Source organism: Stenotrophomonas sp. YJH_SMC_138 (genome assembly GCF_059369855.1).
Map to the genome: position 1 here is coordinate 312,913 of NZ_JCAFTB010000003.1, position 19,984 is coordinate 332,896.

Sequence of the window (19,984 nt, forward strand, 5' to 3'; positions counted from 1 at the left end):
GCCGAGCATGGCTCGGCTCTACAAAAAAGCAGAACGCCCCATGTCCCTGGCCGAATTCGCCCTCATCGACCGCATCCGCGCCCGCACCCTCGAGCGCGACGACATCCTGCTCGGCATCGGTGACGACGCCGCGCTGCTGCAGCCGCGTGCCAACGAGCAACTGGTGGTCACCGCCGATACGCTCAACAGCGGCGTGCACTTCCCGGTTGAGACGCCTGCCTTCGACATCGGCTGGAAGACCCTGGCGGTCAACCTGTCGGACCTGGCCGCGATGGGCGCGCGCCCGGCGTGGTGCACGCTGGCACTGTCACTGCCGGAAGCGTCTGAAGACTGGATCGAGGCCTTTGCCGATGGCTTCTTCGCCCTGGCCGACCAGCACGACATCGCGCTGATCGGTGGCGACACCACGCGCGGTCCGCTGTCGCTGTCGGTGACCGCGATGGGCCAGGTCGGGCGTGGCCAGGCCCTGCGGCGCGACCGCGCACAGGCAGGCGATGACATCTGGATCAGTGGCACGCTGGGCGATGCCGCCGGCGCGCTGCGCCTGTGGCAACAAGGTGCGTTGAGCATCGCCACCGCCACGCTGCTGGCCGACTACGAAAGCCTGCGCCTGCGCCTGCTGCGGCCGACGCCGCGCGTGACCCTCGGTCTGCGCCTGCGGGCCTTCGCGCACGCGGCGGTGGATGTGTCCGACGGCCTGCTGGCCGACCTCGGTCATATCGCCACGCGTAGCAACGTGGCCGCGCATGTGGACGCCGATTCGCTGCCGATCTCGCACGCGCTGCGTGAGCTGCTCGGCCGCGACACTGCGCGCGACTGCGCACTGCGCGGGGGCGACGACTACGAACTGTGCTTCACCGCCGCCGCCGACCAGCGCGACGCACTGCACTACCTCGCCGAATCGCTGGACGTGCCGCTCACCCGCATCGGTCGGATTGCCGAAGGGCAGGGCGTGCATGTGGATGGCGAAGCCGCCGACGGCGGTTACCAGCACTTCGCGTAGCCGCAGCGGTACCGCCCTGCTGGGTGCCAAGCTTCGGGGTGGGGTCAGATCGATGTTGCTCTGGTAGGTGCCAACCTTGGTTGGCACGGATGTGTCAGCCGCGCGTGCCAACAGCGTGTCGGCCAAGGTCGACACCTACCTAGGCGGGAACACCTTGGTATTGCTCTGGCAGGTGCCAACCCTGGTTGGCACGAATGTGTCAGCCGCCCGTGCCACACCGTGTCGACCAAGGTCGACACCTACCAAAGCGGAGGCGCATCGGTGCGCTCTGGCAGGTGCCAACCTTGGTTGGTACGAATGTGTCAGCCGCCCGTGCCAACAGCGTGTCGACCAAGGTCGACACCTACCCAGGCGGGAATACCTCGGTGTTGCTCTGGTAGGTGCCAACCTTGGTTGGCACGAATGCGTCAGACGCCCGTGCCAACCAGCGTGTCGACCAAGGTCGACACCTACCCAGGCGGGAATACCTCGGTGTTGCTCTGGTAGGTGCCAACCTTGGTTGGCACGAATGTGTCAGCCGCCCGTGCCAACAGCGTGTCGACCAAGGTCGACACCTACCCAGGCGGGAATACCTCGGTGTTGCTCTGGTAGGTGCCAACCTTGGTTGGCACGGATGTGTCAGTCGCGCGTGCCAACAGCGTGTCGACCAAGGTCGACACCTACCCAGGCGGGAATACCTCGGTGTTGCTCTGGTAGGTGCCAACCTTGGTTGGCACGAATGTTTCAGCGGCCGGTGGCAACACCATGTAGACCAAGGTCGACACCTACCCAGGCGGGAATACCTCGGTGTTGCTCTGGTAGGTGCCAACCTTGGTTGGCACGGATGTGTCAGCCGCCCGTGCCAACAGCGTGTCGACCAAGGTCGACACCCACCAACGCGGGCGGGTTACACGTGCGGAACCGCTGTATCGAAGCGGTTGTTGCCCGGCGTGCCGGGTAGCAGCAGGAACACCAGCACCACCAGACCCACGATCGGCACCAGCATCAGCAGGCACCACCAGCCGGAACGGTCGGTGTCATGCAGGCGGCGCACGGTCACTGCAATCATCGGCACGATGATCGCCAGCCACACCAACGCGCCCACGCCCGTCGATATCGGTGCCAGCGTGCTTGAACCGGTGTAGCCAGCAATGAAGCCCAGCACATTCGACGGTATCAACACGATCACGACGAACAACTGGAACCACCAGAACTCACCGCGGCTGGCGCGCCCATTGAACTGTGCATAGCGGACAAGCGGAATCATCATCTTGTGCATCCGGGCACTCCCTGAAAAGAAGTGCGCACTATTGGTGCTCCTGTGATGATGAGCCATCGGAATCGTTGCAATTGCGCGCAGCGTGCAACTGAACTGAGCGCTTCCCCGCACTTCTCGTCGTTGGATGCTTACACCGCCCGCAACTGCACATCCACATACTCGGCCAGCCCACGGCAGGCCAGCAACAGCCCTTCGCGCGCGCCGTCACCCATCTGCTGGTCGATATCCCCGTCCACGCGCACACGTTCGGTGGCGTGCAGCAGTTCCAGCAGGAAACTCAGCCCTGCATTGGCGCGGTCGATGCGCGCCAAGGCCAAACGCTGTCCGGGTGTGCGGTTGCTGCCGGGCCACGGCTGGCCATCGGCGGCATCGCCCTGGCGGATGTACTGCAGGCACGCCTGCAGGGTGATGGCCCCGGCGCTGTTGCCGCTCTGCAGCGCAACGAAGGTGTCTTCCAGCGTGCGGGCCAGGTCATCGGGCAGGCGCGTGGCGGCCTCGCCCAGGGTGGCGAACAGGTGCGGGTAAGGGGAAGCGGTCATGGCGGCGTCCTTGTGCAAGCGGCAAGGGGCCACCCTGCTTAACAGCGAGGGTGGCGGACGGTGCGTGGTTCCAATACCGGTGGCTAACGTCGTCAAACGCCGGCGGGCACGAGGCCCCCACGCACCGCCCGCCATAGGTGCGCGGACAGAATGCCTGCCGACGCCACCCAACAAGGAAAGGGCGACGCCGGCAGGCAAGCGTAAACGACATTAACCGAACGGGATTGGAAGCCCGTGCCACCCATTGTCGGTGGCGCTACATGATTTGCATGAAGCGCCAGTGCCGCCAATGAGAATTGTTGGAAAGTTCGAAAGCGTTGCAATCGTGCGGCGCACGCCACAGCGTGGCGATCGCGACATTCGTGATGAGCCGAGCCGACGCTCGGCTCATCACAATCTCATCGAGAAGCAGCCGAGCATGGCTCGGCTCTACAGAAAGTAGAACGCGCTTCTACCTCACCACTTGTACGACATGCTCAGATTGGCCGTCGCTTCGCGGTACCCATGGTCACCCCGCATCACGCCGAAGCCACCCCACGCACTCAGCCCGGAACGGAAGTCCACGCGCGCACCGGCATTCAACTCGTAGCGGTTGCGCGGCACGCTGGCCTTCAGCGCTTCATCATCGAACGCCATGCCGTTGCTGGCGCCATCGCGGTACCAGTTGGCCACCACATACGGGCTGACCGACGCGCCGGCGGCACTGCGGCCTTCGCCCTGCAGGCGCAGGCCCACGCGGCCGGACAGACCGCTGTCGCCCAGGCCGCGCACCACCGTGCCGTTGGCTTCCTCGTGGCGATCGGTGTTGGCGTCGGTGTAGACCAGCTGCAGTTCCGGCTGCAGGCTCAGCGCGGTGCTGCCGATCTGGCCGATGCCGAAGCGGTAGCCGGCTTCCAGCGAGCTCTGCCAGATGTCCGAGTCGTAGCGTTCCTCGGCCAGGCCTTCGCCCTGCACGCGGTTGCGGAAGTGGCCGCGCTGCACGCTGGCATCCACATACAGTGCATCGTTGCTCCAATTGCCGTACACGCCCAGCGCGCCGCCGTTGAGCTTGCCGCGTGCGCTGTAGCCGGTCAGCTGTGAACGTGAAGTGGCGTCGGACTTGGCCAGCGTACCCATCACGCCCACGCGGCCCTGGCCGTTGTCGAACACGCCGATGTCCGCACCCAGCTGCAGGCGCGAGCGGTCCACGCGCAGGTCCAGCTGGTCTTCCACCGCCGACAGCTTGCTCTGTGTAGCGTCCACGCGGGCCCAGCCACGCACGCCATCAATGGCGGAGGTGTTGCCGCCCTGGCGGTCGCGCCAGCCATGGCGCAGCAGCTGGTCCATCGCGAATTGGTTGGCCAGGTACGCGCCGGCTTCCGGGCGCAGCACCGGCGTGGGGTCGATCGGATCGACCGGATCGACCGGATCGACCGGCTTACACTCCGGCAGCGTCGGGTCGATCACACACGGATCCGGCGCCCCGGCAAGTTCCGAGCGCAGGTACCAGCCGCCGTTGGTCGCGTCCTTGAACAGGAAGTACTCGTACTGCCCACCCACCGCGCGGCCCTGCAGGTCGAACTGCGCATTGGACGCACCGCCCACACGGATCAGCTCGATGCCCTTGTCGGTCTTGGCGCCTGCGCCGCCGGCATTGAGCACACGCACGTTGGCCTGGCCGTTGGCGTCGCCCTTGATGATCAGCTTGTCGGTGGCCGAACTGTCGTCGCCCAGCTGGGTGTTGAACAGCAGGGTGCCACCGGCCCCGTCGAAGGTATCCACGGTGAGCGTGTTGAACGTACTGCCATTGCCCAGCGCCACCGTACCGGTGCTACCCAGCGCGAGATGACCGACAGTGCTGTCGCCGGACATCAGCCAGGTGCTGTCGCCGTCGATGCTGGCCGAGGTGACGTTGAAGAAGCGGCCGTCGATCTGTGCCTTGTTGCGCAGTTCCACGTTGATCATGCCGTTGGGGACCGTTGTCGTGTCCAGCACCACATCGCCAGCGATGCGCGAGTCATCGACAGTGAAATCGACTGTGGTGCGGCCAGCTGCGACAGCGGTCCGCCCTTTCAGTTGGATGAGAATTCCATCCCCTCCATGCAGTTGGCTGCCGTTGGCAACGGCGACATCGATGTGAGCATCACTGGCACGGCCATGGACCCAGATGGCTGCCGCGCTCTTGGCCGACAGGGTTGAACGGTCCAAATGCACCTCGAAGTTCTGTCCGTTTGCGAGTGGCGAGATGACAACACCATGATTCTCGGCATCGATACGGGAGCGGTTGTGCAGCACGAGACTGCCATGGGTCATGAGTGCCCCCACGCCGTCCGAGAGAGGATTGCCACTGCTAGTGGGCAGGGCATCAACCCTGACGGTACTTGCGTCGAGCAGGATGCGCCCACTGCCAACGCTCATCCCGGAAAAGTCCAGGCCTACGGACTGCCTGTCACCAGGTTGCTGGCCTGCGCCGGGCGAGACCACAACGTGAGAGCCGGAAAGCGTAACCTGCGCTTGATCTTGTACTCGCAGGTTCCCCACGAAAGTACTGTCACGCGCGTCCAGCAGCGAATTTCCATCCAGCTTTACGGCATGCCCGGCGTAGTCGCCCGATGGCTTGCGCGAGACCGTCGAAGCAACCAGCGTTACGCGTGAGTCATCGGCCAGAATGGTCTGGGCCGCTCCTCCGTTCACGGTCAGCAGCGAGCCGTTCTTCAACGTCCACGCTTCGACCGGATCCCCAGCACCGACCTCCGCAGTCTGGCCATCGAGATCGCCGGCCAAAACGACCCCGGCGGGAAGGGACGCCAGCGCCAGCAAGAGGCTGCGGAACAGCGGGCGCGGCGTCAGAGGATGGGATGCGGTGGCGGTGCGCTTCATGGGGGAATCCTTGTGTCGGAGAAGGGGGAGAGACGCGACACGACGCAACCGCATTCAGACGAAGTGCCGTATATCCTTCATCTCTGTGAGGATGGTGTGAAGAGTGGGCAATTGCGAAGTCAAGTGTCTCTACTGGCGCCAGTCTCTGTGCGCAGCCCGGCCGAACCCATGCAAAAAGTTGTAAAGCCCACTGAACACCGGTAGCGCCTTCAGCTTTCAGCCAGCACTGCGACACCCTGTCGCAGGTGGGTTGCAAGTGATTCGATGGAGGCAGTGAAAGGAGATGACGAGCATGGCGCCTCCTTTCAGGAGCAACCCCATGCATACACCCACCCCACGCCACCATGCGCTGCCAGCTGCCCTAGCCATTGCACTGCTTGCCAGCATTCCCGCCTCGGCCCAGCAGATCGTGGCGGACGGCGACGACCAGATGCCCGCCGAAGGCGATTACCACACCACTGAGCCGGTGCTGCCGGGCGACCCGTCGGGACATGCCTTCTACGCAATCAACGGCGGCCGCATTCTTCCGACAGGGCCGGTCAATCTCTCTACCGAAGGACGCGGAGCGCACGCTGCGCACGCCGAAGGTACCGGCAGCCTGATCTCGTTGCAGGGCGCATCGGTGAGCACCACTGGCATCTCTGCAGCAGGCGCGTCAGTTGCCGCAGGCGCCCGACTGGAGGCCGCCGATGCAGTGATCGAGACACGCGGCAACGGCGCCCACGGGGTACAGGTGCAGGGCGCGGATGCCGTGCTGAGAAACGTGCAGGTCCGCAGCACCGGCGGCGATGCGCTGCGGTTGATGGGAGGCACGCTGCAGGTTCAGGGCGCTCAGTTGCAGGTGAACCGCTACGGTACTTACGGTCTGTATGCGAATGCGGGCACAGCAACGCTGGATGGGGTCCACATCGACATGGCGGGTGACGCGGGCAATGGTGTCCTGGCGACCGGCACGGCCGAGGTCGTCCTGCAGGACGCGAGCATTGGACGCGTGGGTCATTCGGGTGTGGCCGCAACGGCGCATCGCGGCGCGCGCCTGGTGATGAAGGGTGTGGACATCGACATGCGCGGTGACGCCGCCGTCGGTCTGGCGATGGGAGGCAGCGTAAACGTTTCCGACAGCCGCATCAGCGTGCAGGGCGCCCATGGTCGTGCCGTCGATCAGTCAGGTGGTGCGCTGGACGTGCAGAGCAGCGAGCTGTCCGGCAATACGGGACTGAGGCTGATGGACAATGGCAGCGTGAACCTGCGTGACAGCAGTGTCCGCAGCGAGCTGGTCGCATTGGATATCAATGGCCGAGGCAACGTCGTGACAGTGGAACGCAGCTCGCTTGCAACGTCTGCAGGTACTGCCATCTGGATGCCGAACGATTCCACGCTGGTGCTGAGTGAGTCTTCAGTGGTGGCCCAGGGAGACGGTGGGCTCGGCCTTGATGCACGAGGCGGCAGCGCGCAGCTTTTCAGTACCAACCTGCGCACAGGGGGGCGTTCTGCCCATGGTCTGTATGCGCAGGGCGGCGCCGGGCGGCCGCCCGGGATCGAGGCGGTCGATTCCCAGGTGCTGACCGAGGGTGATGGGTCTGCTGCGGCGATTGCACGCACCGGCGGGACCGTCACGCTGGTCGACAGCCGCTTGCAGACCCTTGGCCGATCCTCGCACGGTGTCATTGCCGGTGGTGCTGGGCATATCGCTTTGAACAACACCCATGTGCGCACCGAAGGCGAGGGCGCGTGGGCGGCGGTGATCAATGACAACGGGCGGATGCGCATCGACGGCGGCTCGCTGGTGAGCGTCCAGCATGGTGGTGTGTGGGTGCGCAGCAGCCGCGACCCCGGCCTGACCCTGTCCAACGGTGCGGTGGTATCGGGCGGCAATGGCATCGCCTTGGCACTGGATGCCGCAGTGGCCGGGCGCTTCGATGTGGTGCTGGAGGGCCGCTCGCGGATGGACGGTGACATCGCCATCACCCCGGAGGACGAGGACGCTGGGCTGCCGCCACAGTCGGACGTGCATGTACGGCTGGCCGATGGTTCGCTCTGGCAGGGTTCGTCGGATCTGGTGCAGACGATGGCGATCGAGAACGGCAGCCAGTGGACGCTGACCGGTGATGCCACGGTGGGCGAGTTGCAGGTACTCAACAGTGGCGTGGCCTTGTCCGACGGCAGCGGCCGTTTCAATACGCTCACCGTGGACGGCGACCTGCACAGCGCAGGGGCGACGTTCCTGTTCCAGGGCACGCTGGCCGGCGATGACAGCGCGATGGACCGCCTGCACGTGCGCGGCGACAGCTCCGGCGACGCGCTGATCGCGGTGAAGAACACCGGTGGCGTAGGCGCACCTACAGTGGATGGCATCGCGCTGATCGAGATCGACGGTGCATCGCTGGCGAGTTACACGCTGAGCGGCCGCGCGGTGGGCGGATCGTACGAGTACTTCCTGTTCCAGGGCGGCCTGGCCGATCCTTCCGATGGCAACTGGTATCTGCGTTCGCAGTGGTTCGATATCTGCCAGGACAACCCGGCCGCACCGGGGTGCGTGGTCGATCCGGGCCCGGATCCGGATCCAACCGATCCGACTGATCCGACTGATCCGACTGATCCGACTGATCCGATCCTGCCGCCACCGGTGCTGCGCCCGGAAGCGGGGGCTTACCTGGCCAACCAGTCGGCGGCGATCAACCTGTTCGCGCACCGCATGCACGAGCGCAATGGCGCACGTTCGATGGACGGCGAGCGCCAGGCCTGGGCACGCGTGGGTCGGCAGCAGGCGGATTTCAGCGCGGTCGGCGGCCAGCTGTCGATTGATGGCAACACCTCGATGTTGCAGATCGGCACTGACCTGCTGCAGCGTGGCAACGCGGTTGCCGGTGTGATGCTGGGCAGCGGCCGCGCCGACAGCAGCGTAGTGTCCGATCTGACCGGTTACAGCGCCAAGGGCCGGGTGCGTGGCAGCGCCGTGGGTGTGTACGGCACCTGGATGCAGGAAGCGGACGGCACGCGGGGCGCGTATGTGGATGCAGCCCTGCAGTACGGCCGCTTCGATAACCGCGTGCAGGGCATCGGCCTGGCGCCGGAGCACTACGACTCGCGCATGGCCACTGCGTCACTGGAGTCCGGCTACACATTCAATGTGTGGCAGGACACCGCCAGCGCACTGTATGTGCAGCCACAACTGCAGCTGAGCCATGTCGATTTCCGCGCCGATCGCCACGTGGAGAGCAACGGTACGGTGGTCGACCATGCCGACGCCGGTGGCCTTAGCGGGCGCCTGGGCGTGCGTGTGTTCGGCCATGGCACGGCCGCCGGCAACACCGTGCAGCCGTACCTGGGCGTGAACTGGCTGCGTGGCAGCGGCACCAGTACGTTGCAGTTCAACGGCGACACGCTGGGTGCGGACGTGCCGCGCAACCGCTATGAAGTGCAGGCCGGTGCCGAGCTGAGGCTGGGCCAGCGTTGGGGTGCGTGGGGTGGCATGAGCGTGCAGCGCGGCGATCATGGCTACCGCAACGTAGGCGGCCAGCTGGGCCTGCGCATGGCCTGGTAAGCGCGCCTGCGGCGGGGTCGGATCCCATTGCCAAGGCAATGGGCTCTGACCCCCAGTTGCTGCTGTGGAGCCGAGCCTATGCTCGGCTCACTGCGATCTGGACGAAGGGCAGCCGAGCATGGCTCGGCTCTACAACCGCGCCGATCCGGGACTGGACCTGAACGTTGTCCACGTCTGTCGCGATTGTCCATTGAATGACTGCGCAAACGGTGGCGATGCTGCCGCCCTGTCTTCTGCCGGTTGCCCGCGTGTCCTCTCCCGAACGTTCCCACAACGCCGCCATCGATGGCCTGCGTGCACTGGCGGTGCTGGCCGTCGTCCTTTTCCACACCAACGCGACGTGGCTGCCCGGCGGCTTCACCGGTGTGGACCTGTTCTTCGTGGTATCCGGCTTCGTGATCAGCCAGTCGCTGGCCTCGCGCGCCCAAGCATCGCTGGGTGCGATGCTGCTCGATTTCTATCGGCGTCGCGTGCTGCGCCTGTTGCCGGCGCTGCTGGTGATGCTGATGGCCACCTTCGTGCTGTCGGCGTTGTTCATTCCCCGCGCGTGGCGCAATGAGCAGTTCGACCAGACCGGCTGGGCCGCGCTGGTCGGCTTGAGCAACATCGTGCTGGCCGGCCAGCAGGACGATTACTTCTCGCCCGGCGCTGAACTCAATCCGTTCCTGCATACCTGGACGCTGGGTGTGGAAGAGCAGTTCTACCTGGTCTTCCCGCTGTTGTTCTTCGTGTGGCTGCGCGGGCGTGAGCGCTGGCCGGGGGCGCGTTGGCTGTTGCCGGCGCTCACCATGCTGTCGCTGGCGTGGGCGGGCTGGCAGGCGCGATCGGCGCCGGCGTCGGCGTTCTATCTGCTGCCGGCGCGGTTCTGGGAGCTGGCCGCAGGTGCGCTGCTCTACCAGTGGATGCATGAACGTACGCCACGCCAGGGCAGCGGCGCGGCTGCCGTGACGGGCCTGGCGCTGCTGGCCGCGGGTGTGCTGATCGCCCCGCAGTTGGCGATGCCGGTGCCGGGCGTGCTGGCGACCGTGGCCGGTACCCTGCTGCTGTTGGCGGGCGTGTCGACAGCGGGGACATCGCGCATCGCCCGTGCGCTGGGCTGCGCACCGCTGGCCTACCTGGGTCGGCTGTCCTATTCGCTGTACCTGTGGCATTGGCCGCTGCTGGTACTGCTGCGCTGGACGTATGGCCTGCATGGCGTCGCGCTGTGGCTGTATCCGGTGCTGCTGCTGGCGGTGTCGGCCGCGTCCTACCACTTCATCGAGCGCCCGCTGCGCAGTGCGGCGCCGCTGCTGCGGCTGGCACCGGCCAAGGTGCTGGCGATGGCGTTTCCGCTGGTGGCGCTGTGCGGTGCCGGCGCCTGGGCCACGGTGGAGTACCACGAGCAGGTCTCGCTCAGCGTCACCCGCAACGGCTACGCATGGCAGGCGCGTCGCTACCCGGCGTGGCGCCCGCTGGAACCGGTGAGTGCGCCGGCGCTTGAAGGGCGGCGCCTGTTCGTGGCCGGCGACTCGCATGCGGCGGCGTATCGCACCGTGACCAGCATGGTCGCGCGGCAGACCGGCATGGAGGTGCGCCAGCAGGATCGCGGCGGCTGCAGCTTCGTCAACCTGCTGCGGGCCAGCCCGGCCGACTGCCAGGACTTCATTGAAGACACGCTGTCGACCATCGAACGCGAGGCGCGCCCGGGTGACATCGTGCTGCTGGCGGCCTTGCGCATGCCGGAACTGCGTGGGTTCGACTGGCAGCGGCAGGATGCACAGCAGATCTATCAACAGCTGCTGGCCGAGCGCACGCCCGCGCATGCACAGGCTGCACGCGACGAAGCCGATCGCGTGCTGGGGCGTTTGCAGAAGTTGGGCGTACACGTGGTGATCGACGCACCGCTGCCGCTGTTCAAGGCCGGTGCGTACCGCTGTTCGGACTGGTTCAACCGCCACAACCCGGCATGCGTGGGAGGCCTGAGTATGTCGCGCGCGGATCTGGAGAGGCTGCGGGCGCCGCAGATGGCGTTGCTGGCCGAGCTGGCAGCGCACCATCCATCGCTCACCGTGTGGGATCCGCTGCCGCTGCTGTGTGGGCCGCAGGCCTGTTCGGCGGTGGAAGACGGCGAACCATTGTTCTTCGACAATGATCACCTGAGCGGGCATGGCAACCGCGTGCTGCTGCCCAGTTTCCGGCAGACCCTGATCGATATCGCAGCCGACAAGACGGTGTAGAGCCGAACCCACGCTCGGCTTGCGCGATCTGGTCGAAGAGCAGCCGAGCATGGCTCGGCTCTACAGGAGCGCGAAGGTGAACGACACGTCGTTGTAGAGCCGAGCCCACGCTCGGCTTGCGCGCACAGCGCGGGCGTCACGCGATCTGGTCGAAGAGCAGCCGAGCATGGCTCGGCTCTACAGGAGCGCGAAGGTGAACGACACGTCGTTGTAGAGCCGAGCCCACGCTCGGCTTGCGCGCACAGCGCGGGCGTCATCGCGATCTGGTCGAAGAGCAGCCGAGCATGGCTCGGCTCTACAGGAGCGCGAAGGTGAACGACACGTCGTTGTAGAGCCGAGCCCACGCTCGGCTTGCGCACACAGCGCGGGCGTCATCGCGATCTGGTCGAAGAGCAGCCGAGCATGGCTCGGCTCTACAGGAGCGCGCAGGAGTGTGCGCTCTATGCCGGCGGCAGCACCTTGCCCGGGTTGAGGATGCCGTCCGGGTCCAGCGCGGCCTTGATCGCGCGCATCGTTGCCAGCGTTTCCGGGGTGAAGGCCTGCGCCATGAAATCGCGCTTGGCCAGGCCGATGCCGTGTTCGCCCGACAACGTGCCGCCCAATGCCAGCGTCAGCTCGAAGATCCTTGGCAGCGCGGCATGCGCGCGCGTGTTCTCGTCGGCATCGTCCGGGTGGTAGAGGATGTTGACGTGCAGGTTGCCGTTGCCGGCATGGCCGAAGGTGACGATGGTCAGCGTGTAGTCACGTGCCAGCGCCTGCACGCCGGCCACCAGCTCCGGAATGCGCGACACCGGCACCACCACGTCTTCATTGATCTTGCCCGGCGCCACACTGCGCAGCGCAGGCGACAGCGCCTTGCGCGCCGCCCACAGCTGGTCACGTGCACGGCCTTCCATCGCCACGTCCAGCTCGATCATGCCGTCGCCTTCGGCGGCGCTGGCCAGGGCCTGCAGCAGATAGGGCAGGGTGTCGTGGTCACCATCGGCCTCGACCAGCAGCATCGCACCGGCCTCTGGCACGTCAGCACCATTGAGCCGCAGCAGCTCCAGGCTGCGCGCGTCCATGAATTCCAGGCGGGTGGGTACCACCGGCTGCGACATCAACCGCGACACGGCGGCCGCAGCAGCATCGGCATCGCGGTACAGCACGCGCAGCCCGGCCTGGCTGACCGGCAACGGGGTCAGCTTCAGCGTGGCTTCCACGATCAGTGCCAGCGTGCCTTCGCTGCCCACCAGCAGATGGGTGAGGTCGTAGCCGGTGGCGTCCTTGGTGTAGGCACCACCGCAGCGGATCACCTCGCCGGTGCCGGTCACCGCTACCAGGCCCAGCACGTTGTCGCGGCTGGTGCCGTACTTCACCGCGCGCGGGCCGCCGGCATTGCAAGCGAGGTTGCCGCCGATGCTGCAGATCTCGGCGCTGGAAGGATCCGGCGCCCAGAACAGGCCATGCGGGGCCAGTGCCTGCTGCAGGGTGCCATTGAGCACGCCGGGCTGCACGACCGCGCAGCGATCACCGGCGCGGATCTCGATGATGCGGTCCATGCGGGTGAACGACAGCACGATGCTGCCCGGCTGCGGGACGGCCGCACCGGTAGTTCCGGTGCCGGCGCCGCGCGCGACCAGCGCCACGCCATGCGCGCGACAGGCATGTACCAGTGCCTGAACCTGTTCGACGTCGGCGGGCAGCGCCACGGCTGCCGGACGCTGGCGGCGCCATGAATTGTCCTGCGCGTTGGCCTCCAGCGCGCTGTCATCCATGCGCCAGCCCTCCGCGCCCAGCAGGGTGGACAGTTCGGCGACCAGGGCAGCAGGCAGGGCAGGACTCATGACGGATCTCGAGAGGCAGCAGGAGCGGGTTGGATCAGTTTCCAGGCGACAACGGCGCCGGCCAGCGGCAGCCACACCCAGCGCAGTTCGGAGAGCAGGGTAGCCACGCCGCGTGCGCTGAAGAACTGTGGGGCGAAGGGTGAAACGCGGATCGGTCGCCACGGCGCGAAGAAGCGGTGTTCGCTCCACGGCCAGGCCAGTGCGACGCCGAGGCCGCCGGTGGTCATCGCATCCAGCAGCGGATGGCTGGCGGCACAGACGAAGACGAATACAGCGGCTTGTCCGGTCGATGCCACCGTTGGCCCTGCCTTGGTAGGTGCCAACCTTGGTTGGCACGAAACCGCCGACCAAGGTCGGCGACTACCGGAGCTGTGCTGCGCCGACCAAGGTCGGCGACTACCGGGGCTGTGCTGTGCCGACCAAGGTCGGCCGCTACCAAAGAATGCGAACGCCGCCGCCAATGCCGCCAGCACGCCGGCAAACAGCAGCGAATGGCTGGCACCGCGATGGCCGAAGGCATCCGCATAGGGAATGTGCAGCGCAAAGGCCAGTACATCGGCATCGGGCAGCATCGCGGCGATCACGCCTGCAACCAGCAGGCGCGGCGGGATGCGGCCACGATCAGCGGCGCACCACAGCGCCAGCGGCACGGCGGCATGGGTGATGATCGAAGGCATCAGTCACGCACCATGGTAGTGCCGGCCAGGCTGCGCTCTGGCGGGGGCCAACCTTGGTTGGCACAGACGCGCCGACCAAGGTCGGCTTCTACCAAGGCGGACAGTACACATCAGCAATCATCCAGCCGGAATGCGTCACGCAGCCAATGCAGCTGCGGCGGTTCGCCACTGGCTTCCACCACGTCGAAGCGGCAGGGCGCATTGGCCAGCGCGGGGTGGTCCTGCAGGTACAGCTGCGCGGCATGCGCCAGGCGCCGGCATTTGCGCGCATCGACTGAAGCGGCACCGCCACCGTACTCTGATCGCGCGCGATAGCGCACCTCCACGAACACCACGATGCCGGCATCGTCCATCACCAGGTCCAGTTCACCGCCGCGATAACGCACGTTGCGCGCGCGCGGCTGCAGTCCGGCCTGTTGCAGATGCTGCTCGGCGGCGGCTTCCACCGCCGAGCCACGTTGGCTGCGCTCAGCGACCACCGACGATCGGCATCGGCCGGCCGCCATTGAAGGTCGACCATGCCGGCTGGCGCAGGATGTTGCCGTTGCTGTCCAGGAACAGGGTGCCGGTGGCACCGTCCAGGCCGCCTTCGTTGGACAGCTTGTCCAGATAGGCGGTGATCTTCCAGGCGTCGGCGCCGAAGGCGAACAGGCGGCCGGCCGCACCGCGTGCGCTCGGCAGGGTGCTGGCCACCTGGCTGGCCGAGGGCAGGCCGGACACGCTGCGCACGTTCCAGGCTTCATTCGGGTAGACGATGCCGTCCAGGGCCACGTCTTCTTCCACCTTGCCGCTGCCGACGGTCAGCTGCGAGGTGCCGACGCGGGTGGCGCCACCGGCACCGGCCAGCGCCAGCTGCGGCGCCAGCAGGCGGGCCTGCGGTGCACGCACGGCGAGGAACACCGCATCGACCTGGCCGGCATTGCGCACCTGCGCGCCGACATCGCCAACGGCATCGCTGACGTTGAAGGTGGCCACCACCTGCCCACCGCGCTGTGCGAAGCGCTGCGCGAAGGCGGCGGCGGAACGGCGGCCGGTGTCGTCATTGCTGCTGATCACCAGTGCGCGGTTGCGTTCGCGGCCACGCAGGTATTCGGCGGCGACGATGCCGTCGTCTTCCGGTGCCAGCGAGAAACCGGCGCTGCCGGCCGGCGGTGCGTCCTTGCCACGGTTCAGGGCCAGCACCGGCACCTGCAGCTGCTGGCGGCCGTACACGGCGTCCACTTCGTCGCGGCCCAGCGGTCCGACCACGAAGTCGGCACCGGAGGCGACCGCCTTGTCATAGGCGGCGAGGGCACCGGCCGGGGTGCCGGCGGTGTCGAAGAAGTTGATGTCCGGGCGGCGGCGGCTTTCACCGTAGTAGGCGCTCAACAGGCCATCGCGCACCGGCTGCGCGGCGGTGGCCAGGCGGCCGCTGAGCGGCAGCAGCACGGCCAGCTTGGCCGGCGGGCGGTAACCGTCGCTCATCGCCGGCGGGCGCTTGCTGGTGTCGAACTGGGCCGCGCCATCGCGGTCGAACGGGCGCGGCAGCGGCAGGCCGCGCGCGATCAGCGCACGGCCGGCGAAGTTGTACAGCGGGTCGTTGGCCGGCAGCGCGGCGGCACGGCTGCGCAGGGTGGCGTCGTCGAGGGTGCCGAGCAGGCCGGCGATGGCGGCCTGGTTCTCGCTGCGCGCGCTGCCGGTCAGGCCGGCATGGGCACGGGCGCGCTCGTTGGCGGCACCGAAGGCATCGCCGGTGCCCTGCAGGGCCTGGGCGCGGGCCAGCAGCCAGCGGGTGCGCAGGCCGACCGCAACGCTGTCGGCATGATCCTTCAGCAGGGCCAGCGCCTGCGCCGGCTGCTTGTCGGCCAGCGCCAGCTCGGCACCGGTCAGCTGGTAGCGCTGCAGGCTGGCGCCGGACAGCTGGCGGGCGGTGAGCTGGCCCAGCAGGCTGCGCGCGCGGGCACTGTCACCGGCCAGATGCCAGGCCCAGGCCGCATCGGCCAGTGCGTTGCTGCGGGCACCGCCACGCAGCGTGGCGGCCAGGCCTTCCAGCTGCAGTGCGGCGTCGCGCGGCTTGCCCTGTTCGATCAGCGCCAGCGCCTGGCCCTGGGCCGGCGAATCGGGGGTGCTGGTCAGGCTGGTGGTGGCACAACCGGCCAGCAGCATCAGCGACAACGACAGGGCGGAGATCCGTGCGGCGGGCTTGTTCATGATCGGGTCCATGCGATGAGGGCAGCGGCCTTGGCCGGGTACACGCTACGATTCTACCCTTGCCCCGTGAGTACCGCTGAAATGAGTGTCCCAACCCTGTACGTCGTCGCCACCCCGATCGGCAACCTGGCCGATCTGAGCCCGCGCGCGCAGGAGGTGCTGCGTTCGGTGGCGGCCATCTGTGCCGAGGACACCCGCCGCAGCGGCCAGCTGCTGTCCCATTTCGGCATCCAGCAACCACTGGTGGCCCTGCACGAACACAATGAAGAGGCCCTGGCGCAGCGCCTGGTCTCGCGCCTGCAGGCCGGCGAGTCGCTGGCGCTGGTCAGCGATGCCGGTACCCCGCTGGTCAGTGACCCCGGGTTCCGCCTGGTGCGTGCCGCGCGCGCGGCGGGCATCAAGGTCAGCCCGGTACCCGGTGCCTGTGCCGCCATCGCCGCGCTGAGCGTGGCCGGCCTGCCCAGCGACCGTTTCAGTTTCGAGGGCTTCCTGCCGGCCAAGGCCAGCGGCCGCCGCGACCGCCTGCAGGCGCTGGCCGGCGAAGTGCGCACGATGGTGTTCTACGAATCGTCGCACCGCATCGCCGAATCGCTGGCCGACATGGCGGCGATCTTCGGTGGCGAACGCCCGGCGGTGCTGGCCCGCGAGCTGACCAAGCTGTTCGAGACCGTGCTCGATGGTGACCTGGCGGGCCTGCTGGCCAAGGTCGAGGCCGACGACAACCAGCGCAAGGGCGAGTTCGTGGTGATGGTGCAGGGCGCGGGTGATGACGAACAAGCGCAGCTGGCGCATGGCCGCCGCGTCTACGCGAAGCTGAGCGAGCACCTGCCGCCGTCGACCGCCGCCAAACTGGCCGCGGAACTGACCGGCGCGCCGCGCAAGGCGTTGTACGGTAGTTGATGGATTGCTGCAGCCACGCATGGCGTGGCGCTACTGCAGTAGATCCACGCCATGCGTGGATGGATGAACCGGACGCCGCGATCAGCACGGCAGGAAGGACCTGCGTACGCTAGAATATGCGCTGGCGGAGCCGGCCAGACAGTCGCGTCATCCCTTCGGGGGTGCCGAGGAAAGTCCGGGCTCCATAGGGCAAGGTGCCAGGTAACGCCTGGGCGGCGCAAGCCGACGGAAAGTGCAACAGAAAGATACCGCCTACGTCTTCTTCGGAAGGCCGGTAAGGGTGAAATGGTGCGGTAAGAGCGCACCGCGAGTCTGGCAACAGACCGGCACGGCAAACCCCACCTGGAGCAAGACCAAATAGGGATCCTTTGGCGCGGCCCGCGTTGGATCCGGGTAGGTTGCTTGAGCGTTGCGGTGACGTAACGCCTAGAGGAATGACTGTCCACGACAGAACCCGGCTTATCGGCCGGCTCCGCCTCCTTCTTCTTCCACGCATGGCGTGGAGCTACCGTGATTGCGGGGTCGGATCCCTTTCCGGAGGAAAGGGATCCGACCCCATGCTGTCCTCAGCCCGGCGTGCGGTACTGCCCGGCGGAAATGAACTGCGAGAAGCGCTCGCACCACACCACCACCGTGGTGTAGTCGTCCACGTCCACGTTCGCGGGCACATCCACCAGGAAGCGGTTGAAGGTCTTCACCTCGCCGATGCGCTGGGCCTGCGCCTTGATCTTCAGGAAGTCGGCCTTGTTGTCGACGAAATCGCGGACCAGGTAGACCTTGTAGTCCGGGCCCGGTCCCATCTTGCCGTCGAAGGCAACCTGGGTGGCGCTGACGCTGACCTTGCCTTCGGCCCAGTGCACCGCGTCGCTGCCTTTGAGGTCGCGACGGAAGGTGGTGCGATAGGTGGCGTCGTTCATCGCGGCCTGCACCTGCGTGACCGGCGGGTCATCGGGGGCGATCAGGATCGGCAGCAGATAGATGCCCAGGCCGAAGCCCAGGCCGAGAGCAAGCAGGTGGGTGGCGAACAGGATGAGAATGCGACGCATGGGGCCTCCTTGGGGTTGCGGTCGATGGCGCGGCGAGGTGCCGGGCGCGATCACCCTGGGAGGTCAGGGGCGACATTTATAGACACAGTGCCGATTGCGAAAAGGGCACAGTCGGCTGGCTGTGATGCTGAAACCGCTGTGGCGCGGACGGATCGCGGTCGCGGCTGGAAGCTGAATGACGTTTCAGGCCCGCTGCGATGACGACTGCCGTCGCGTGGATCGCGACAGCACGCTGCGGGTAGTGCCGGCCGCTGGCCGGCAACTTCATGCTGCATCCGAAGATCCAGAGGTTGCCGGCCAGCGCCCGGCACTACCCCCCCCCCGCCAAGAGCATCCGGCCAAGGGCCGTCATGACCGGGTCAGAAAATGACGTGGCTCTGGCCGCTGGGAGCGCCCTGCGGGCCGAAGCGGCGTTCGTGGATCTCGCCATGGCCGTCGGCGTCGATCAGCAGCACGGTGCTGGCGCGGGTGCCGTAGTCATCGCCACGGATGAAGGCCGGGCTCAGCCAGCGCTCGCGTTCCAGGCCGATGCCGGTGTCGGGCAGGTCGCTGTCGGCAGGGCGGTGTTCGTCGGCCAGAGCATTCCAGAGTGGGGTCAGGTCCGGGGTCAGATCCCTTTCGCTGTGCGAAAGGGATCTGACCCCGTCATTCTGAAGCCAGGCTTCAAGGGCCGCCATCAGCCGCCGGGTCTTCGGCCAGGGCGCGTCCAGCGCGCCGTTGGACATGCCGTGCACGCCCGGGCCGAGGGTCTGCCGTTCGGCGGGATGGTTGCCGAGGTACTCCAGGCTGTCGCTATCGGCCAGCAACAGATTGAACGGGGCATAGGCGCCAGCCACGGTCGCCAATCGGTCGATATGCACAGCGGCCGGGTCGCGGCCGCGCAGGAAGTCGGCCACCAGCGCGCCCCGCGACGGGCCGGTCTGGGCCGCCAGCGGGTCGCGGACGTTGGTGACCACCGCCATCCGGCCCGAGGCGCCAACCCCGGCCCAGCCACCGCCGGAGCGCAGGTCGCGCCCGCCGATGACGGACGTCTCATCCTGCCAGGGGGCCAGCGCCGCCGTCGGGCGGGCGTGGAACTCATCACGGTTGCCGGTCATCACCAGCCGCCAGCGCGGGTGGTGCATCCAGCCAAGAGCGAGCAGGCACATGGCCTCATTGTGCACGGTTTGCGCAGTCCGGCGCCGTTTCCGGCCCGTTCCGGATGAATGCGCGGCCGATGTTTCACGCCCTCTCCACGCCCCTGAACTTCCGTTCAATCTCAAAAATTGAGACGGATCAGCAACTTGTGGATAAGCCTTGAACAATTCTCTAAAGGTTGTTGCAAGCCATTGATGCGGCTGGCGATTTCCCCGCTGAAAAGTTGTTGACAACCCTCGGCCCGCTGCTAAGGTGGGCATCAGAGGGAAATCCGGGTGTTTTGTGGGTTTTCGTGGTTCAATGTTTCACCGGGCGAAGGACAAGGTGCAGGCGTCGTGTTCCAGGGCGAGACGGCCATCACAGTTGACGACAAAGGGCGCATGGCGGTTCCCACCGCTTACCGCGACCTCGTCGCGCGCGCCAGCAACAACCGTCTCGTGCTGACCTACAACCCGTTCGAAGCCGGCTGCCTGTGGCTGTATGCAGAGTCGGAATGGGAGCGGGTCCGCGACGATGTGATGTCCAAGCCCAACACCCAGCGCGTCGTGCGCCTGTTGCAGCAGAAGCTGGTCGGCTCGGCCGCCCATCTGGAACTGGACGGCAACGGTCGCATCAGCATCCCCGCCAGCCACCGCGGTGCGGTGGGCATTGAGAAGAAGGCGGTATTGCTCGGTATGGGCGACAAGTTCGAATTGTGGAGCGAGCAGGCGCATCGGGCCCTGATCCAGCAGACGTTGTCTGACGAGGATCTGGGTGATGGGTTGCTCGACCTGAAGTTGTGAGCCGGGG

14 protein-coding genes and 1 other RNA gene are annotated in these 19,984 nt (G+C 66.9%); 6 read left to right on the forward strand and 9 right to left on the reverse strand.

All coding sequences use genetic code 11. The annotated features are described in order from the left end of the window. Window positions 1-40 precede the first annotated feature (40 nt). Window positions 41-1,003: a thiamine-phosphate kinase gene (gene thiL, locus AC5P7I_RS09530; RefSeq protein ID WP_032956633.1), complete on the forward strand. Its 963-nt coding sequence runs from the start codon at window positions 41-43 to the stop codon at window positions 1,001-1,003. 886 nt (window positions 1,004-1,889) lie between these two features. Here the strand turns inward: thiL and AC5P7I_RS09535 are convergent. The 3 genes from AC5P7I_RS09535 to AC5P7I_RS09545 form a co-directional block, all read right to left on the reverse strand. Continuing rightward, complete coding sequence (locus AC5P7I_RS09535; protein WP_262088331.1) at window positions 1,890-2,261, reverse strand: DUF805 domain-containing protein; 372 nt, start codon at window positions 2,259-2,261, stop codon at window positions 1,890-1,892. 128 nt (window positions 2,262-2,389) lie between these two features. Further along, the gene (locus AC5P7I_RS09540; protein WP_197574525.1) at window positions 2,390-2,800 is read right to left on the reverse strand and encodes a hypothetical protein; all 411 of its coding nucleotides are present in this window, start codon (window positions 2,798-2,800) and stop codon (window positions 2,390-2,392) included. A 456-nt stretch (window positions 2,801-3,256) separates the two neighbouring features. Further along, the gene (locus AC5P7I_RS09545; RefSeq protein WP_495222154.1) at window positions 3,257-5,659 is read right to left on the reverse strand and encodes an autotransporter family protein; all 2,403 of its coding nucleotides are present in this window, start codon (window positions 5,657-5,659) and stop codon (window positions 3,257-3,259) included. A 319-nt stretch (window positions 5,660-5,978) separates the two neighbouring features. On the opposite strand from AC5P7I_RS09545, the gene AC5P7I_RS09550 reads away from it, so the two are divergent. Then, window positions 5,979-9,203, forward strand: coding sequence for an autotransporter family protein (locus AC5P7I_RS09550; protein ID WP_262088330.1), 3,225 nt, complete (start codon window positions 5,979-5,981; stop codon window positions 9,201-9,203). Between the two features lie 194 nt (window positions 9,204-9,397). Continuing rightward, complete coding sequence (locus tag AC5P7I_RS09555; RefSeq protein ID WP_425604945.1) at window positions 9,398-11,419, forward strand: acyltransferase family protein; 2,022 nt, start codon at window positions 9,398-9,400, stop codon at window positions 11,417-11,419. A 440-nt stretch (window positions 11,420-11,859) separates the two neighbouring features. Here the strand turns inward: AC5P7I_RS09555 and AC5P7I_RS09560 are convergent, their stop codons facing one another. The 4 genes from AC5P7I_RS09560 to AC5P7I_RS09575 form a co-directional block, all read right to left on the reverse strand. Further along, complete coding sequence (locus tag AC5P7I_RS09560; protein WP_197621218.1) at window positions 11,860-13,245, reverse strand: FAD-binding oxidoreductase; 1,386 nt, start codon at window positions 13,243-13,245, stop codon at window positions 11,860-11,862. After that, complete coding sequence (locus AC5P7I_RS09565; protein WP_197621217.1) at window positions 13,242-13,922, reverse strand: metal-dependent hydrolase; 681 nt, start codon at window positions 13,920-13,922, stop codon at window positions 13,242-13,244. The genes AC5P7I_RS09560 and AC5P7I_RS09565 overlap by 4 nt, the downstream gene beginning before the upstream one ends. A 110-nt stretch (window positions 13,923-14,032) precedes the next feature. Continuing rightward, complete coding sequence (locus AC5P7I_RS09570) at window positions 14,033-14,401, reverse strand: YraN family protein (protein WP_041864068.1); 369 nt, start codon at window positions 14,399-14,401, stop codon at window positions 14,033-14,035. Beyond that, window positions 14,391-16,112, reverse strand: a complete 1,722-nt coding sequence (locus AC5P7I_RS09575) for a penicillin-binding protein activator (RefSeq protein WP_169411178.1) — start codon at window positions 16,110-16,112, stop codon at window positions 14,391-14,393. The genes AC5P7I_RS09570 and AC5P7I_RS09575 overlap by 11 nt, the downstream gene beginning before the upstream one ends. Window positions 16,113-16,193: 81 nt before the next feature. On the opposite strand from AC5P7I_RS09575, the gene rsmI reads away from it, so the two are divergent. Next, a complete protein-coding gene (rsmI, locus tag AC5P7I_RS09580; protein ID WP_014645933.1) occupies window positions 16,194-17,012 on the forward strand; it encodes a 16S rRNA (cytidine(1402)-2'-O)-methyltransferase in 819 nt (272 codons plus the stop codon). A 126-nt stretch (window positions 17,013-17,138) separates the two neighbouring features. Continuing rightward, window positions 17,139-17,490: RNase P RNA component class A (rnpB, locus tag AC5P7I_RS09585), an RNA gene on the forward strand. 88 nt (window positions 17,491-17,578) lie between these two features. Here rnpB and AC5P7I_RS09590 read toward each other — a convergent pair. Both AC5P7I_RS09590 and AC5P7I_RS09595 read right to left on the reverse strand, forming a co-directional pair. Beyond that, window positions 17,579-18,058 carry a DM13 domain-containing protein gene (locus AC5P7I_RS09590; RefSeq protein ID WP_049405822.1) on the reverse strand — a complete coding sequence of 160 codons (480 nt, stop codon included), beginning with the start codon at window positions 18,056-18,058 and terminating at the stop codon, window positions 17,579-17,581. 359 nt (window positions 18,059-18,417) lie between these two features. Next, on the reverse strand, window positions 18,418-19,206 hold the full coding sequence (locus tag AC5P7I_RS09595; protein ID WP_014645935.1) for an NRDE family protein: 789 nt from the start codon (window positions 19,204-19,206) through the stop codon (window positions 18,418-18,420). A 324-nt stretch (window positions 19,207-19,530) separates the two neighbouring features. On the opposite strand from AC5P7I_RS09595, the gene mraZ reads away from it, so the two are divergent. After that, window positions 19,531-19,977, forward strand: a complete 447-nt coding sequence (gene mraZ, locus AC5P7I_RS09600) for a division/cell wall cluster transcriptional repressor MraZ (protein ID WP_004143635.1) — start codon at window positions 19,531-19,533, stop codon at window positions 19,975-19,977. The last annotated feature ends 7 nt before the right edge of the window (window positions 19,978-19,984 follow it).

What these genes read in the sequence shown, in the direction of transcription:
- AC5P7I_RS09540 (WP_197574525.1), bottom strand. Translation starts at nt 2,800, where the DNA reads ATGACCGCTTCCCCTTACCCGCACCTGTTCGCCACCCTGGGCGAGGCC.
- AC5P7I_RS09560 (WP_197621218.1), bottom strand. Translation starts at nt 13,245, where the DNA reads ATGAGTCCTGCCCTGCCTGCTGCCCTGGTCGCCGAACTGTCCACCCTG.
- AC5P7I_RS09565 (WP_197621217.1), bottom strand. Translation starts at nt 13,922, where the DNA reads ATGCCTTCGATCATCACCCATGCCGCCGTGCCGCTGGCGCTGTGGTGC.
- AC5P7I_RS09550 (WP_262088330.1), top strand. Translation starts at nt 5,979, where the DNA reads ATGCATACACCCACCCCACGCCACCATGCGCTGCCAGCTGCCCTAGCC.
- AC5P7I_RS09595 (WP_014645935.1), bottom strand. Translation starts at nt 19,206, where the DNA reads ATGTGCCTGCTCGCTCTTGGCTGGATGCACCACCCGCGCTGGCGGCTG.
- AC5P7I_RS09575 (WP_169411178.1), bottom strand. Translation starts at nt 16,112, where the DNA reads ATGAACAAGCCCGCCGCACGGATCTCCGCCCTGTCGTTGTCGCTGATG.
- AC5P7I_RS09535 (WP_262088331.1), bottom strand. Translation starts at nt 2,261, where the DNA reads ATGCACAAGATGATGATTCCGCTTGTCCGCTATGCACAGTTCAATGGG.
- rsmI (WP_014645933.1), top strand. Translation starts at nt 16,194, where the DNA reads ATGAGTGTCCCAACCCTGTACGTCGTCGCCACCCCGATCGGCAACCTG.
- AC5P7I_RS09590 (WP_049405822.1), bottom strand. Translation starts at nt 18,058, where the DNA reads ATGCGTCGCATTCTCATCCTGTTCGCCACCCACCTGCTTGCTCTCGGC.
- AC5P7I_RS09555 (WP_425604945.1), top strand. Translation starts at nt 9,398, where the DNA reads ATGACTGCGCAAACGGTGGCGATGCTGCCGCCCTGTCTTCTGCCGGTT.
- thiL (WP_032956633.1), top strand. Translation starts at nt 41, where the DNA reads ATGTCCCTGGCCGAATTCGCCCTCATCGACCGCATCCGCGCCCGCACC.
- AC5P7I_RS09545 (WP_495222154.1), bottom strand. Translation starts at nt 5,659, where the DNA reads ATGAAGCGCACCGCCACCGCATCCCATCCTCTGACGCCGCGCCCGCTG.